We start from the raw sequence: 14,898 nt of genomic DNA on the forward strand, positions 1-14,898 counted from the left end.
GGACGATGATGAGCCGCATTCCCCTGCCCACGCCCGACAGCATGAGCGACGACCAGAAGCGCGTCTACGAGCGCATCGTCTCCGGTCCGCGCGGCCGGCTGGTCGGCCCCTTGCGCGCCGCGCTGCACAACCCCGAGCTGGCCGAGCGCTGGCAGGCGCTGGGCGCCTTGCTGCGCTTTGGCACCAGCCTGCCGCCGCGCGTCAGCGAGCTGGCCATCGTGGTCACCGCGCGGCGGTGGAACAGCCAGATCGAATGGCACATCCACGCCCAGGCCGCCCGCGCCGCCGGCATTGCGGACGCGGTGCTGGACGCCATCCAGGCGCGGCGCGAGCCGGCCTTCGACAACCGCGACGACGAAATCGTCTACGCCTACGCCCGCCAGCTGCAGGAGACCGGCCAGGTCGAGCCCGCCCTGTATGCCGAGGCGGTGCAGCGCTGGGCCGCCGTCGGCGTGGTCGAGCTGACCGCCGTCATCGGCTACTACACCATGGTGTCGATGACGCTGAACGCGCACGAGATCCCGATGCCGGACGACGCGCCCGCGCCGCTGGACCTGCCGCAACAGGACGGCCATCCGGCGCTGAGCCGGCTGGCGCCGCTGGCCGGGGAGGGCCAGGCATGACCGCGCCCGCCGATTCCAGCCAGGCCTACGTGCCGGACAGCGTCGAAACGCCGCGCATGCCGCAGGCGCCCGCCGAAGCGCTGCCGCCCCAGGCCTGCGACACGCATTGCCACGTGTTCGGTCCCTACGACCGCTTTCCGCTGTGGCATCCGTCTTCCTACGCCGCGCCGGACGCGCCGGCGGCGCGCTATCTGCGCATGCTGGACACGCTGGGCGCGGCCCGTGGCGTGCTGGTGCAGCCGGCCCCCTATGGCACCCATGCGGACGCCTTGCTGGACGCCCTGGCCCAGGGCGGCGACCGCCTGCGCGGTATCGCCGTGGCCGACCCGTCGATCAGCGACGCGCAATTGCGGGCCCTCCATGATGGCGGCGTACGGGGGCTGCGCTTTGTCGAGGCGCGCGACCCGGCCGGCAACCTGTTCCCGGGCAGCGTGGGCTTCGACCAGGTCGCGGCGCTGGCCCCGCGCATGAAGCATCACGGCCTGCACGCGCAGCTGTGGGCGCCATGCGACACCTATCTGCGCCACCTGCCGGCGCTGGCGAAGCTGGACCTGCCGCTGGTGATCGACCACCTGGGCAGCCTGGTCCCGGCGCGTGGCGACCAGGACCCGGCGTTCCAGCTGCTGCGCGGCCTGCTGGCCGACGGCCGCCTGTGGATGAAGCTGACGCTGTGCCGCGTCGGCAGCGCGCCGGACTACGAGAATGCGCGCTTCCTCCACGACGCCTTCGTCGCCGCCAACCCCGACCAGGTGCTGTGGGGTTCTGACTGGCCGTTCGTGCGCATGGGCGAGTCGGCGCCATCCGCCGACGCCCTGGTGGCCGTGGCGCAGCGCTGGCTGGGCGACGACGCCACGCGCCGCAAGGTCTGGGTCGACAATCCGGCGCGGCTCTACGGCTTCGCCTGAAGCGCCGGCCCCGTCAGGGGCTGGCGTGCCACACGCCTTCGCCGCCGATCTCGCGCACCAGGCTCTGGATCTGCGCGGCCACTTCGGTGACGGTGCGGCCCGGGCCCTTGGCGCGGGCGAACGCCATCGAGATGATGCGGCCCATGGCCGGATCGCGCAGCGCCGCGATGCCCAGGCGGCCTTCCTGCACCTCCTGCCAGACCGCGTGCAGCGGCAGCACTGTGTACATGTGCTCGTGCTCGACGATGGACTTCATCAGCGGCAGCGAATCGGCCTCGATCAGCGGCGCGATGCTGATCTTGCGCGCCCGCGCCAGCCCGTCCAGCGCATTGCGCAGGCCGTTGGGCGCGCCGGGCAGGATGAAGGGCAGGCCGTCCAGCTGTTCGAACGCAACCTCGCCGCCGCGCGTCAGCGGATCGCCGGCCGCGCCCACCAGGTACGAATCGACCGAGGCCAGCGCCTGTTCGCCCGGCGGGCATTTGTCGCCGTAGCGGTACAGGATGGCGATATCGACGCGGCTGTCGGTCAGCCATTCCTCGATCTGGCCGCTGGAGCCTTCCAGGATCTTCAGGTGTACCTTGGGAAATTGCTTGCGCAGCCGCGAGAACAGCCGCCGGATCAGCGGGTGCGCGGTGGACGGCAGCAGCCCCAGCGTGACCTCGCCGGCCGGCTCGCGCGCCTCGCCGTTCAGCTCCAGTTCCAGCCGCTCGGCGTCGCCCAGCAGCGTGCGCACCAGCGGAAACAGGCGCTCGCCCACTTCCGACAGGTGCACGCCGCGCCCGGTGCGGTTGAACAGCCGCGCGTTGCACTCGCGTTCCAGCGCGTTGATGCGGCGGCTCAGCACCGACTGGTCCTGGTCCAGGTACAGGGCGGCGCGCGAGATGCTGCCCAGTTCCGCGATCGCCAGGAAGGCCCGCCACTTGTGCAGGTCGGCGGTGACGTCCAGGCTCAGGCCCGTGGCTTTGGCAGGCGGCATGATCGATAAGGCGGCAACGAAAGAGACGGCATAAGGGTACGGCAAAAGCGGGCCGGCATGGGACTATTCCAGCCCCAGCTTGCCGCGCCGGATCACCTCGCCCCATTTCTTCGACTCGGCCTGCATCAGCGCCTGGTAGGCCTCGGGCGTGGTGGCCGTGGGGATGGCGCCCTGGTCGATCATCTTCTGCCGCAAGGCCGGCTCGGCCAGGGTCTGGGCGATGGCCTGCGACATCTTCTGCACGATCTCCGGCGGCGTCCCGGTCGGGGCGATGATGCCGTAGTTCGATTCCACGATCACACCGGGAAAACCCGCTTCCTGGGTGGTCGGCACGTCCGGCAGGCCCTCGAAGCGCGTCGGGCTGGCCACCGCCAGCGTGCGCAGCTTGCCGGCCTTGATGAAGCCCAGCACCGCCGAGGCGTCGCCGGGGAACATCTGCACCTCGTTGGACAGCAGCGCCGTGACCGCGGGCGAGGCGCCCTTGTACGGCACGTGCATGATGTCGATGCCGGTCTGCTGCTTGAGCAGCTCGCCGCCCAGGTGCGGCGTGGTGACGTTGCCGGCCGAGCCATAGTTGTACTTGCCGGGCTGGCGCCTGGCGCTGGCGACGAAGTCGGCCAGCGTGGCGTCGGGCAGGGACGGGTTGACCACCAGCACCAGCGGAATGCGCGCCACCAGCGACACGTACTGGATCTTGGACACGTCGTACGGCACCTTCATGACGTGCGGCAGGCCGGTGATGGCGCCCGGCACGCCGAAGCCGAAGGTGTTGCCGTCGGGCGTGGCGCGCACCGTGGCGTCCACGCCGATGGTGCCGCTGGCGCCGGCCTTGTTCTCGATCACGATGGTCTGGCCCAGCCGCTGGCCCAGCGCCGGCGCCAGCAGCCGCGCCAGGTTATCGACCGAGCCGCCGGGCGGGTAGGGCACGATCAGCCGGATCGGCTGGCTCGGCCAGGGCGCGGCGGCCTGGCCCGGAGCGGCAAAGGCGGCGCCCAGCAGCAGGGCGGCCGCCGTCAGTGCGGTAGCGTGTTTCATCTGTCTCTCTCCTGTGGCGCCGGCTCGCGGCCGGCGCGTCGTTGTCATGCGCCTTCCAGCCCCAACTGCTTGGCGTAGATATTGCGCTGGATCTCGTTGGTGCCGCTGAAAATGGTCGCCGCCAGCGCGTTGACGTACGGCGCCAGCGCGTGCACCTGGCCGTTGCCATAGCCCAGCCGCATCGCCGCGCCGCCGTATTCCTCGGCGATCTGGATCAGCAGGGCGCCCAGCCGCTCGTGCGTCTCGGTGGCCCAGACCTTCAGCAGCGACAACTCGGGCGGCAGCGGCCGGCCGGCCTTGGCCAGCTCGGCGAAGACGCTGTACATGGCGGTCAGGTCGGCCGCGTCCAGCCGCAGCTCGGCCAGCCGGTCGGCGAACGCCGGGTCGGCCAGCAGGCCGCGTTGGCGCGCGATGCTGAAGATCTGCTGCAAGGCATGGTTGGCGTGCTTGGGGCTGCCGCTGAACAGGCGCTCGAAGCCCAGCAGCGCCTTGGCGATGCCCCAGCCGGCGTTCAGCTCGCCCACCAGGTTGGCGCGCGGCACGCGCACCTGGTCGAAGAACACCTCGCAGAATTCCTCGTGGCCCGAGAGCGTGCGGATGGGGCGGCGGCTCACGCCCGGACTGGCCAGGTCCACCAGCAGGAAGCTGATGCCGGCCTGCTTCTTGACCGTCTTGTCGGTGCGCACCAGCATGAACATGTGGGTCGCGTCCTGCGCCAGCGTCGACCAGGTCTTCTGGCCGCTCACGATCAGGCCGTCGCCGTCCACCAGCGCCTCGCAGCGCAGCGAGGCCAGGTCCGAGCCGGCGTTCGGCTCCGAATAGCCCTGCGCCCACACCGCCTCGCCCGACAGGATGCCCGGCAGGAAGCGCGCGCGCTGTTCCTCGGTGCCGTGGCGGATCAGGATCGGCCCCAGCATCACCAGCCCCTGGTCCGGCGCGCGCGCCACGCCGTGGCGCTCGGCTTCTTCGATGAAGGCGATCTGGCGCGCCGGCGACAGCGCCATGCCGCCGTGTTCGCGCGGCCACGACGGCGCGATCCAGCCCTGGCGCGACAGCGTGAAATACCAGTCCTTGATCTCGTCCCAGTGCAGCCGCCACGGCACGTGGCGCAGGTGCTCGGGATAGTGGGCGCGGAAGAAGCCGCGCGCCAGCCGGCGGAAATCGGCTTCCGGCATGCCGTTCCAGTCGGCTTCGCGCGGGAAGTCGGTGATGGGCACGGCATCGTCGTCATCGGCGCCGGGCGCGGGCAGCGCCGCCAGCGCGCCGTAGCGCTGGCGATGGGCGGTGGCATTGCCCAGCCAGGCCGCCAGGTGCAGCGCGCTGCGGAAATACAGGCTGACGTCGCATTCCTCGGTGTAGCCGATGGCGCCGTGCAACTGGATCGCCAGCCGCGTCGCCTCCAGGCCGGCGCGCGCGGCGCGGGCCTTGGCGCGGCTGGCGACGGTCTTGCGCAGGGTGGCGTCGCCTGGCCGCGCCTCCCGCGTATCGAGCGCGTCCAGCAGGCTGTTGGCCGCCAGTTCGACCTGCATGGCGGCGTCCACCAGCCGGTGCTGCAAGGCCTGGAACGCGGCCAGCGGCCGGCCGAACTGCTGGCGCGTGTTCAGGTAGGCCACCGAATCGGCCAGCACCTGCCGCGCCACGCCCACCAGTTCCGCCGATTGCATCAGGCGGCCCAGGTCCAGCGCTTCGTCCACCGCGTCCACCACGCCGTCGCGCGCCAGCAGCGCGTCCGCCGGCACGATGGCCGACTCGATCGTCAGGTGGCAGGCGGCGGCGCCGTCGGCGCGCGCGTGGACCTGCGCGGTCACGCCCGGGGTGCCGGCCGCGACGAAGAAAAGGGCGGTGCCGCGCTCGCCATCGGCCGTGACCAGCCAGCCATCGACACCGGCGCCCGGCATCACGTGGCGCTTCTCGCCATTGAGCACATACGCGCCATCGCGCTCCGTCACGCTGACGCCGAAGGCCGTTGCGGCTTCGCCGGCCTCCAGCTGGCCCTCGGTCTCCTGCCAGGCCAGCCCGATCAGCGTGTCGCCGCCGCACACGGCCCGCAACAGCGCGTCGCGCCGCGCCGCATCGACCGGCTCGATCCGCGCCAGCAGCGCCGCCGGCAGCACGCCGGCGCCGACCAGCGGCTCCGGCAGCTGCGCGCGGCCGGCTTCCTCCAGCACCGCCGCCATCGCCCGCCAGCCCAGGCCCAGGCCGCCCAGCGCCTCGGGCACGCTCATGCCGAGCCAGCCGACCTCGGCGATCTCGCGCCAATAGTCGCGGTCCGGCGGCGCCTCGGCGCGCTTGCGCTGGCGTTGGTCGCGCCGTTGCAGGAAGTCGCGCGCGCTGTCGCGGATCTCTTCGATCAGGTCATGGTCGATGCCGCTCATACGATGCCCTCCGCCCGCAGGCGCGCGATCTCGTCATCGGACAGCCCCAGTTCGGCGCGCAGGATCTCGGCCGTGTGCTCGCCCAGCAGCGGCGGCGGCAGGCCGCCCGCGATCGGCGTGCCGGAAAAATGGATCGGGTTGCGGATGACCGGCAGGGCGCCCAATTGCGGATGCTCGACGCTGCCCAGCATCTCGCGATGCCGCACCTGCGGGTCCTCGAACACCTGGTCCATGGTGTAGATGGGCCCGCAAGGCACGTTGGCCGCCGCCAGCGCCTGGTTCCAGTCCTGCACGCTGCGCGCGCGCATCGCCGGCTCGATCAGCCGCGACAGTTCCGGCTGCGCGGCGGCGCGCTTGGGGTTGGTATCGAAACGCGCATCGCGCCCCAGCTCGGGCAGCCCGATCACCTCGCAGAAACCGCGGAACTGCGAGTCGTTGCCCACCGCCACCATCAGGTGCCCGTCCTGGCATTCGAACGCCCGGAACGGCGCCGTGATCTGCGAGGCCGAGCCCATGCGCGCCGGCCGCTGGCCGCTGGCCAGGTAGTTCATGCCGATGTGCGAGAGCGCCGCGATCTGCGCGTCCAGCAGCGCCAGGTCGATGTGCTGGCCCGCGCCCGACACCTGGTCGCGGTGCCGCAGCGCCGCCAGGATGGCGCACACGGCATAGAACCCCGCCGTCAGGTCCGACACCGAATAGCCCGCCTTGACCGGCCCCGCGCCCGGTTCGCCATCGGGCACGCCGGTCACGCTCATCAGCCCGCTCATGGACTGGAAGATCGGGTCATAGCCGGGCAGGTGGCTGTACGGGCCGCTCTGGCCGAAGCCGGTGATCGAGCAATACACCAGGCGCGGATTGACCGCCGCCAGCGCGGCATAGTCCAGCCCGTAGCGGCGCAGGTCGCCGGCCTTGAAGTTCTCGATGACGATGTCCGCCTGCTGCGCCAGCCGCCGCACCAGCGCCTGGCCCTCGGGCCGCGAGATGTCGATGGTCAGCGACTTCTTGCCGCGGTTCATGGCCACGAACGACGAGGTCTGCGGGCTTGGCGCGCCATCGCGGCCGGGCAGCGGATAGCCCTGGTGGCGCACGTCGTCGCCGCGCCCGGGGCGCTCGACCTTGATCACGTCGGCGCCGAAGTCGGCCAGCATCTGCGCCGCCCACGGTCCCGAAAACACCCGGCTCAGGTCCAGCACCTTCACGCCGTCCAACGCGCTCGTCATGTCGTCTCCTTGGTTTTTTTTGCGAAGTGTAGGCAGCGCCGGGCCTTGCACCTACGGCGCCACCGCAATAGCTGTTATGCGTGGAGGCCGTGCCGCTAGCGGCCCTGGAACACCGGCGCGCGCTTTTCCAGGAAAGCGCGGCGCGCCTCCATGGCGTCCTCGGTCTTGGCGATGGCCGCCGTCATGTCCTGCTCGTAGCGATAGCCGTCGCGCAGGCTCATGTCCTCGATGGCGTTGAGCGTCTGCTTGGCCAGGATCGTCGCCAGCGGGCTCTTGGACGCCAGCTCGCGCGCCAGCTCCTGCGCGCGCGGCATCAGCGCGTCCGCCGGCAGCGCTTCCTCGACCACGCCGAGCCGGTACAGCTCGTTGCCGTCCACCCGCAGGCCGGTCAGCATCATGCGCCGCAGCCGCGAATGGCCGAACAGCCGCATGCCATGGCGGCCGCCGCCCAGCAGCCCGACGTTGATCTCCGGCAGGCCCACCACCGCGTCGGACGCGGCCAGCAGGATGTCGCACGAAGCCACGATCGCCAGCCCCGCGCCCAGCGCCGCGCCGTTGATCGCGCCCACCACCGGCTTGGCGCATTCGCGGATTGCATGGAAGCACTCGCGCGTGCGGCGCGAATGCTGCGGCAGGTCGCCCGGCCCCTTGATGGTGGCGGCGCGGTTCTTCAGGTCGGCGCCGGCGCAGAAGGTCTTGCCCTGGCCCGACAGCACCACCGCCCGCACCTCGGGCGTCTCGGAAATGCGGTCCAGCACCCACGACAGCTCGTTCATCATCTCGGTGCTGAGCGCGTTGACGGGGGGATTGGCCAGCAGGATGGTGGCGACGCCGGCGTCGATGCGCACGTCCAGCGCGCGGTAGGGCCCGGCCAGGTTTTCCGGCATGGTCATGGTTTGTCTCCTTGGGGTCCGGTCAGGTAAGGCCGGTCAGATGATCTTGCGGTCGCGGTAGTCCTGGATCTGCGCCGCGCTCAGGCCCAGTTCGGCCAGCACCTCGTCGGTGTGCTGGCCCAGCAGCGCCGGCGCGCGGTCTACTCGTAGCGCCGACTGCCCGAAGCGCAGCGGGTTCATCACCTGCGGCACCTCGCCGGCGGTGGGGTGCCGCAGGCGCCGCAGCATGCCGCGGTGCAGCACCTGCGGGTCCTCGAACACCTCGGGCACCGTGTTGATCGAGCCGGCCGGCACCCCGGCCCGCTTGAGCAGGTCCAGCCAGTGGGCGCGCGGCTCGCCGATGAAAATGGCGTCCAGCAGCGGATCGAGCGTGTCCAGGTTCTTCACGCGCTGGCTGTTGCTGACATAGCGCGGATCGCGCGCCAGGCGGGGCTGGCCCAGCGCCTCGCACAGGGTGGCGAACTGCGCGTCATTGCCCACCACGATGACGATGTCGCCATCGGCGCAGGCAAAGGTGCGCTGCGGCTGGATATTCGGGTGCGCCGTGCCGGTGCGGCGCGGCACCCGCCCGCCCAGCAGGAAATTCATGGCCTGGTTGGCCAGGAGGCCCACCTGCACGTCCAGCATGGCCACGTCGATGTGCTCGCCCTGGCCGGTCTGCGCGCGCCGCAGCAGGGCGGCCACGATGCCCAGCGCCGCGTACACGCCGGTGGTCAGGTCGACGATCGGCACGCCCACTTTCTGCGGCCCGCCGCCCGGCCGGTCGTCGCGCTCGCCGGTCACGCTCATCAGCCCGCCCATGGCCTGGATCAGGAAGTCGTAGGCCGGCTCGGCCGCGCGCGGCCCGGTCTGGCCGAACCCCGTCACCGAGCAATACACCAGGCGCGGGTTGATCGCCGACAGCGACGCATAGTCCAGCCCCAGCCGCGCCAGCGTGCCGACCTTGTAGTTCTCCAGCACCACGTCCGCGTCGCGGCACAACTGCTTGACCAGCGCCTGGCCCTCGGCCGTCTGCAGGTCCAGCGTGATCGAGCGCTTGCCCCGGTTGGTGGCCACGAAGTAGGCGCCGTCCGCCGTGTCCTGGCCCTGCTCGTCCTTCAGGAAGGGCGGCCCCCAGGACCGGGTGTCGTCGCCCTGGCCGGGCCGCTCGACCTTGATGACATCGGCGCCCAGGTCGGCCAGGATCTGGCTGGCCCAGGGGCCGGCCAGCACGCGGCTCAGGTCGAGCACTTTCAGGTTTGATAACAGCGGCTGCAACGCCTTCTCCTTGACTGCTGTGAAGTGCGGCCAGTCTAGGATTTCCGCGCCGCGGCAGGCTCCACCCGGATGGCAAAGCTGTTATGCGTGATGGGACGCCGTCCCCGGTACAATTCGGCCCAGCATGCCCGGGTCGCAAGGGGCATTCCGGTAGTCCGTGCAGCGTAGACAAAGGTCCCCCGATGCGCTTGAACCAGTGCCAGAATTTCCACGACTTCCGCCGCATGGCGCGCCAGCGGCTGCCCGGCCCGATCTTCAACTACATCGACGGCGCCGCCGACGATGAGACCACCTACCGCCGCAACACCGAGGCCTTCGAGGCTTGCGACCTGGTGCCCGACGTGCTGCGCGGCGTGGCGGATGTGGACATGTCCGTCACCGTCATGGGCCAGAAGCTGGCCTTGCCGGTCTACTGCTCGCCCACCGCGCTGCAACGCCTGTTCCACCACGACGGCGAACGCGCCGTGGCCGCCGCCGCCGGCAAGTTCGGCACTATGTTCGGCGTGTCGTCGCTGGGCACCGTCAGCCTGGAAGAGGCGCGCCAGATCAGCGGCGGCCCGCAGGTCTACCAGTTCTACTTCCACAAGGATCGCGGCCTGAACCGCGACATGATGGCGCGCGCCAAGGCCGCCGGCGTGCAGGTCATGATGCTGACGGTCGACAGCATCACCGGCGGCAACCGCGAGCGCGACAAGCGCACCGGCTTTGCCATCCCGTTCCGCCTGAACCTGGCCGGCATCGCCCAGTTCGCCATCAAGCCGGCCTGGGCCATCAACTACGCCACCCACGAACGCTTCCGCCTGCCGCAGCTCGACGGCCACGTCGACATGGGCGGCGGCGCCATGTCCATCAGCCGCTATTTCACCGAGATGCTCGATCCCGCCATGACCTGGGACGACGTCGCCGCCATGGTGCGCGAGTGGGGCGGCCAGTTTTGCCTGAAGGGCATCATGTCGGTCGAGGACGCCAGGCGCGCCGTCGACATCGGCTGCACCGGCATCGTCCTGTCCAACCACGGCGGCCGCCAGCTCGACGGCTCGCGCAGCGCCTTCGACCAGCTGGCCGAGATCGTCGACGCCGTCGGCGACCGCATCGACGTGATGATGGACGGCGGCGTGCAGCGCGGCACGCACGTGCTCAAGGCGCTGGCGCTGGGCGCCAAGGCGGTGGGGCTGGGCCGCTACTACCTGTTCCCGCTGGCCGCCGCCGGGCGGCCCGGCGTGGAACGGGCGCTGGAACAGATGCGCGTGGAGATCGAGCGCGCGATGAAGCTGATGGGCTGCCGGACGGTGGCGGAGCTGCAGCGGCGGCATCTGCGGTTCCGCTAGGTCGGCGGGGCCGCGCGTCTTTTGCCAAGGCGCGGGTCCGGGCGCCGTTGCCAAGGGGCGGCCCGGGCGCATTTGATACAGTCTCGGCATCGCCCGATCAAGGCAAACACCCGCCGGCCGCGCTGGCAGGGGTTCATTCAGATAGTCGACGCTTTGGAGTCTTCATGCATATTCGTCCTCGTCTGACCGCTTCAATCGCCATCCTCGCGCTGTTTGCCGCGCCGGCCGCCATGGCCGCCAACCCCCAGGCCGAAGCCCCCGCGGGCGCCACCTCCTGCGCCTTCGGCGCCTGGGCCAACTACGAAAAGCCGTCGATCACCGTGCGCGATGCGCCGTCGGCCAACGCCAAGGCGCTGGGCCAGATCCCCACCAAGCCCGCCGCCGGCGAACCGGAATACTCCTATAGCGTCACCTTCGACGTGAAGCAGGCCCAGGACGGCTGGCTCAGGATCGCCAACGCCAGCGACGCCTACAACGAGGAAGAATATCCGGAGCGCGCGCCGCGCAAGCTCTACAAGGGCGAAGGCTGGATCCGCGCCGACGACGCCCGGGTCGGCATCCAGTCCGCGCGCGGTTATGCCAAGCCCGACGCCGCCAGCCAGCGCCTGGTGGACCTGGGCAGCGACTGGCTGACCGAAATGGGCAAGATCCAGGGCATCCGCGCCTGCCATGAAAGCTGGGTGCTGCTGGATTACCTGGTGGACCGCAAGCGCTCGCCCAAGGACGAGATCGTCGAGCGCCCCAAGGGCGAGCAACTGGCCGGGCGCGCGTGGTTCCGCGGGCTTTGCGATGTGCAGGAGACGACCTGCGATATGAAGTCGGTGGATAGGTAAGGGCAGGGAGATAACGCCTTGGCGCGATGCAGGGCTTGAACGGGGCGACAAGTGGCGGACACCAGGATGATTCAGCAGTGCTTATTCATGACTGCCGTGGATGAGGATGAATTCGCCGGCGCGCTGCTGAAAGTGCGCCCGTCGATCAGGTTCATCAATATGCAGGAACAGCCGGACAACGATCGGCCCAGATACAGGGATCGAATCGACGAGTGTGAAGGGTTTCATGTAACGATCGTGGATGCATCCATCATCTCCGAAGATGATTTTCACGATCGCTATGTGAAGCGTCATCCCTCGGGAAAGGGCTGGATCTACGCGTTGGTGGGATCAGGGCTGGTCAGTCTTCTCAGATCGAGAGCCGCGGGCTTTCTGCAGGATGCCCTTCTCAACGGCGAACTGCGGGCGTCCATTCCCGCGGGTGACGAAGACACCGGGGAATTCGTGGCGATCGTGCTGCGCGAGGCCAAGGTGCGCGGAGAGAAGGTGGTCTCCATCGACGCGGCGACAGGTCAGCGCGGAACAAGGGCCGATCGGAAATTCATCGCGTGGCCAGACGCGGCCCGGAAATTCGATGGCCTGGATGGCGCCTACCTGGCCAATGGCGCACAGGCACTATTTGTTCCAAAGGGGGCTGGCGCCGCGTAATACTCCCTTGCGATGCTGATGCATGATTATGCGCCAAGGAAAAGCAACAGCCCGGGCACGCGTGGCCCGGCGGGTTCTGCGATGGGCAGGGGACGACTTGCGATATGCAGTCGGTCGATCGGTAATGTTCCGCGGCTCGTTGTGCGGAGCCGGACTTCACCGCGTGGCAGCAGTGCGAGCCAGAATGGCGCTCTCATAGCATTGGGATCTCCAAAGTGGGGCAGTGCTTGTAGGCCGGTGCCTGGTTTGTAGAGGGCGACACAACGACGGACATGACTGCGCATGTTGTGTTTTCGGTACGTCCTAAGTATTCAGCTCCCACTTGACACTACTTATTGAGTGAGATGGGATCTCGTTATCGTCTCGATGATACTGGTGCGCCTCGCCACCAAATGCTTGACGTCCCCTGTCTCCCCCTGGAGGAGAACGATGATTCCTGTTGGAAAGGGTGATAAGGGTGGCGGTTAAATCTCTTGCGTTGATCATGGCCGCGGTATGTATCTCAACCGTAGAACCAATGCGCCTGGCGCGAGCGGTCGAGACTATCGCCGAGTACGAAACCTCTTTTCAACAGCAAAACGGGGGACGAGATCTGCGCTCTCTAAGTGTGCATCCCAACGGTCAGGATTGGCTGTTCCTGGAATGCCTCGATCACGAAGATAGTTGTTTTGTCATGCGCTACAACTTAGGGTCGGAAATGCTCTTTCGGTTTGTGTTGCCTGAAGGCTATTCGTATTCTTATGCGCATTACTCGCCTCGTGGCACATATATCGTGATGAGTCGCAACCCTATATATGGTGAGACCTACGCAGATGCGCAACGAGGGGTGAGCGTGTCTCAAATTCTGATGATTCGCAGTGACGGTAAGGATCTTCGAATTGTGCCTGTTTCCACGGGTGTGAACTTGTCGCCGATAATGTCTCAGGACGAAAGGAAGGTCGCGTTCTGGAGAAGCGATCGAGTTCTTCCCGCCGGACAGGTTTCACTATTGGATCTGAATATTTGGGAATACGATCTTGCCTCTAAGTCCGAGAGGTTATTCACCGGTAAGAAGTTCGATTTTCTGAGTGGCCGAGAGCTGTTCTATCGCAATAGCGCCGAAATCTTTCTTGGTTCTTATGGTCCGAGTTCCAGGTTAAGCAATCCGAGTTATGGAAAAAAATTCAGTGGCAATGAGATTTTTACGCTAGAACGCGGACAGCTTGAAGATCCTGTGCCTGTTCAATATCCTGGGGTCATCAATGCCGGTTTTAGGACCGCCGATGAGCGGGGAAATGTGTTTCTGTGGGCTGGCACGATTCAAGATCCATCGCAGGGCCTGACGCGTGTTTCTCCCGATCAACGTCAAACCATTTGGAGAACACGTACGGGCATCTACCCTAAAGAACTAGCGGTGGATCCGGCAGGTCTTTATGTGGCGGCAATATTCTGGGATATTCCTATGCGTCGAGGTAAAAAGCGGACGGGATTTGCCAAATTCAGCCTTGAAACCAAGTCCTGGGAGAGCGTGCGTGTCCCTCCTGTGGAGCAAGCGACATTGATCCACGTGTCTGCGCCGTAAGGGTCCGGTTTTGAGAATTTAATATTGGAGTCGATTGATAATGTGTCACCACTTCTGTTCATGATTCGATGAGGTGGCTAAATGGCTTCAGAACAGCCATCGGCTGACGTTGACGGATTTACCGTTTTTGATGTGTCAGCTTGGATGCCTGTTTATGGCCAGTGGTGCGGTCCCGGATGATCTGCTGGGCAGAGAAATCCCAGCATGACAATTCAGCAAATGCTGGACAGTCCTGTACTTATGCTTCCAGGAGGGCAAGCAAGTGTTATCGACACAATATGCAAAGCACATGATATCGCTTACATGAAGGCCGCGGAACAACCGGACGAGGCATATTTGATCGCTGAGGCGGATAGCGCCCTGCTTGAAGCGTTGCGAGCGACAGATTTTAGATCGCCTCCTGAGCAGGAAAGCGGGTATGCGACGTTCATGGTGTTTGCTTTCTATCACAAGCTAATGATTATCGACTTGCCTCGTGAGGGTAATTTCGGTAATACCATCGTTGGGACTTCATTTTCAGGAAATGTGGAAGGTCTGGCCTATGTAATAAAGGGAGTTACCGGCACAAGGCCAGGTGGTAGCACTGGGACATTCACTCATTACAAAGACGGCTATCAGGACCTGTATTCTGGCGTTGATAGCGCTTATGACCCTAGTACTGGTGCAGTCCTCAAAGTATGGGTTGACGGAACGATTACTCTAATTGAGGGCCTTCGGCAGATTCAGTTGTCCAGCCCATCGGCGACTGGTATGCCACAACCATTGGCTGGAAGTTTCGTTAACCCTGTGCCCGGCGCGGGCAAGGATCCTAACGCAGCGCGTTTTTTCTGGAACGGGTTTTACGTTTTTGACTGCACGCGATGGTCGAAAAAGGCATCTGGAGAATTCGATGCCTGGGTTTGCGTCGCTAATGAATGCGTAGCTGTACCCAAGACGGCTCCATAAATCCTGACCACTGGAGCTGGCTGCTGCCCGATTGCTTCACGCACCGCAAGCGCTCATCCAGGAACGAGATCGTCCAGCGCGCAAGGGCGGGCAACTGGCGGGACGCGCCTGGTTCGGCGGGCTTTGCGATGTGCGGGAGGCGAGCTTCGATATTTATCACGCGGTGCTCTCCCGTCGACAGTCCACACGAATCGCGCGCGTGCCATGCGCATCCCCCTGGCGCAACCCTGCGTAACATCTCTCGACTTATGCGATGTAGAATAGCAACAACAATGCGCATGAGAATAGTTCGCATTAAA

The 14,898-nt window shown here is 66.8% G+C and carries 13 protein-coding genes; 7 read left to right on the forward strand and 6 right to left on the reverse strand.

Features of this window, described 5'->3' with window-relative positions; all coding sequences use genetic code 11:
* Positions 1 to 8: 8 nt before the first annotated feature.
* Complete coding sequence (locus I6I07_RS20530) at positions 9 to 623, forward strand: carboxymuconolactone decarboxylase family protein (RefSeq protein WP_054487198.1); 615 nt, start codon at positions 9 to 11, stop codon at positions 621 to 623.
* Positions 620 to 1,528: an amidohydrolase family protein gene (locus I6I07_RS20535; protein WP_198483488.1), complete on the forward strand. Its 909-nt coding sequence runs from the start codon at positions 620 to 622 to the stop codon at positions 1,526 to 1,528. Before I6I07_RS20530 ends, I6I07_RS20535 begins: the two co-directional genes overlap by 4 nt.
* 13 nt (positions 1,529 to 1,541) lie before the next feature.
* Here I6I07_RS20535 and I6I07_RS20540 read toward each other — a convergent pair whose 3' ends face one another.
* From I6I07_RS20540 to I6I07_RS20565, 6 genes are all read right to left on the reverse strand, one after another.
* Positions 1,542 to 2,504 carry a LysR family transcriptional regulator gene (locus I6I07_RS20540; protein WP_049073298.1) on the reverse strand — a complete coding sequence of 321 codons (963 nt, stop codon included), beginning with the start codon at positions 2,502 to 2,504 and terminating at the stop codon, positions 1,542 to 1,544.
* A gap of 63 nt (positions 2,505 to 2,567) precedes the next feature.
* Positions 2,568 to 3,539, reverse strand: coding sequence for a tripartite tricarboxylate transporter substrate binding protein (locus tag I6I07_RS20545; RefSeq protein WP_198483489.1), 972 nt, complete (start codon positions 3,537 to 3,539; stop codon positions 2,568 to 2,570).
* 44 nt (positions 3,540 to 3,583) lie between these two features.
* A complete protein-coding gene (locus I6I07_RS20550; protein ID WP_198483490.1) occupies positions 3,584 to 5,914 on the reverse strand; it encodes an acyl-CoA dehydrogenase in 2,331 nt (776 codons plus the stop codon).
* Positions 5,911 to 7,134, reverse strand: coding sequence for a CaiB/BaiF CoA transferase family protein (locus I6I07_RS20555; protein ID WP_198483491.1), 1,224 nt, complete (start codon positions 7,132 to 7,134; stop codon positions 5,911 to 5,913). The genes I6I07_RS20550 and I6I07_RS20555 overlap by 4 nt, the downstream gene beginning before the upstream one ends.
* A 95-nt stretch (positions 7,135 to 7,229) precedes the next feature.
* Positions 7,230 to 8,027 carry an enoyl-CoA hydratase/isomerase family protein gene (locus I6I07_RS20560; RefSeq protein WP_420094511.1) on the reverse strand — a complete coding sequence of 266 codons (798 nt, stop codon included), beginning with the start codon at positions 8,025 to 8,027 and terminating at the stop codon, positions 7,230 to 7,232.
* A 36-nt stretch (positions 8,028 to 8,063) separates the two neighbouring features.
* Entirely contained in the window at positions 8,064 to 9,284 is a 1,221-nt protein-coding gene (locus I6I07_RS20565) for a CaiB/BaiF CoA transferase family protein (RefSeq protein WP_198483492.1), read from the reverse strand.
* Between the two features lie 182 nt (positions 9,285 to 9,466).
* Between I6I07_RS20565 and I6I07_RS20570 the strand changes: the two genes are divergently transcribed.
* From I6I07_RS20570 to I6I07_RS20590, 5 genes are all read left to right on the forward strand, one after another.
* Positions 9,467 to 10,612: an alpha-hydroxy acid oxidase gene (locus I6I07_RS20570; RefSeq protein WP_054478073.1), complete on the forward strand. Its 1,146-nt coding sequence runs from the start codon at positions 9,467 to 9,469 to the stop codon at positions 10,610 to 10,612.
* 164 nt (positions 10,613 to 10,776) lie between these two features.
* On the forward strand, positions 10,777 to 11,445 hold the full coding sequence (locus I6I07_RS20575) for a hypothetical protein (RefSeq protein ID WP_198483493.1): 669 nt from the start codon (positions 10,777 to 10,779) through the stop codon (positions 11,443 to 11,445).
* 87 nt (positions 11,446 to 11,532) lie between these two features.
* Positions 11,533 to 12,093, forward strand: a complete 561-nt coding sequence (locus tag I6I07_RS20580) for a hypothetical protein (protein ID WP_232625669.1) — start codon at positions 11,533 to 11,535, stop codon at positions 12,091 to 12,093.
* Between the two features lie 517 nt (positions 12,094 to 12,610).
* Entirely contained in the window at positions 12,611 to 13,654 is a 1,044-nt protein-coding gene (locus tag I6I07_RS20585) for a hypothetical protein (protein ID WP_198483495.1), read from the forward strand.
* A gap of 204 nt (positions 13,655 to 13,858) precedes the next feature.
* Positions 13,859 to 14,599 carry a hypothetical protein gene (locus I6I07_RS20590; protein ID WP_198483496.1) on the forward strand — a complete coding sequence of 247 codons (741 nt, stop codon included), beginning with the start codon at positions 13,859 to 13,861 and terminating at the stop codon, positions 14,597 to 14,599.
* Positions 14,600 to 14,898 lie beyond the last annotated feature (299 nt).

The sequence above is a fragment of the Achromobacter deleyi genome, from assembly GCF_016127315.1.
In the GTDB taxonomy this organism is placed as follows: Bacteria; Pseudomonadota; Gammaproteobacteria; order Burkholderiales; family Burkholderiaceae_B; genus Achromobacter; species Achromobacter insuavis_A.

Coding starts and splice junctions, on each gene's coding strand:
- I6I07_RS20530 (WP_054487198.1), top strand. CDS start 9: ATGAGCCGCATTCCCCTGCCCACGCCCGACAGCATGAGCGACGACCAG.
- I6I07_RS20535 (WP_198483488.1), top strand. CDS start 620: ATGACCGCGCCCGCCGATTCCAGCCAGGCCTACGTGCCGGACAGCGTC.
- I6I07_RS20540 (WP_049073298.1), bottom strand. CDS start 2,504: ATGCCGCCTGCCAAAGCCACGGGCCTGAGCCTGGACGTCACCGCCGAC.
- I6I07_RS20545 (WP_198483489.1), bottom strand. CDS start 3,539: ATGAAACACGCTACCGCACTGACGGCGGCCGCCCTGCTGCTGGGCGCC.
- I6I07_RS20550 (WP_198483490.1), bottom strand. CDS start 5,914: ATGAGCGGCATCGACCATGACCTGATCGAAGAGATCCGCGACAGCGCG.
- I6I07_RS20555 (WP_198483491.1), bottom strand. CDS start 7,134: ATGACGAGCGCGTTGGACGGCGTGAAGGTGCTGGACCTGAGCCGGGTG.
- I6I07_RS20560 (WP_420094511.1), bottom strand. CDS start 8,027: ATGACCATGCCGGAAAACCTGGCCGGGCCCTACCGCGCGCTGGACGTG.
- I6I07_RS20570 (WP_054478073.1), top strand. CDS start 9,467: ATGCGCTTGAACCAGTGCCAGAATTTCCACGACTTCCGCCGCATGGCG.
- I6I07_RS20575 (WP_198483493.1), top strand. CDS start 10,777: ATGCATATTCGTCCTCGTCTGACCGCTTCAATCGCCATCCTCGCGCTG.
- I6I07_RS20580 (WP_232625669.1), top strand. CDS start 11,533: ATGACTGCCGTGGATGAGGATGAATTCGCCGGCGCGCTGCTGAAAGTG.
- I6I07_RS20585 (WP_198483495.1), top strand. CDS start 12,611: ATGCGCCTGGCGCGAGCGGTCGAGACTATCGCCGAGTACGAAACCTCT.
- I6I07_RS20590 (WP_198483496.1), top strand. CDS start 13,859: ATGACAATTCAGCAAATGCTGGACAGTCCTGTACTTATGCTTCCAGGA.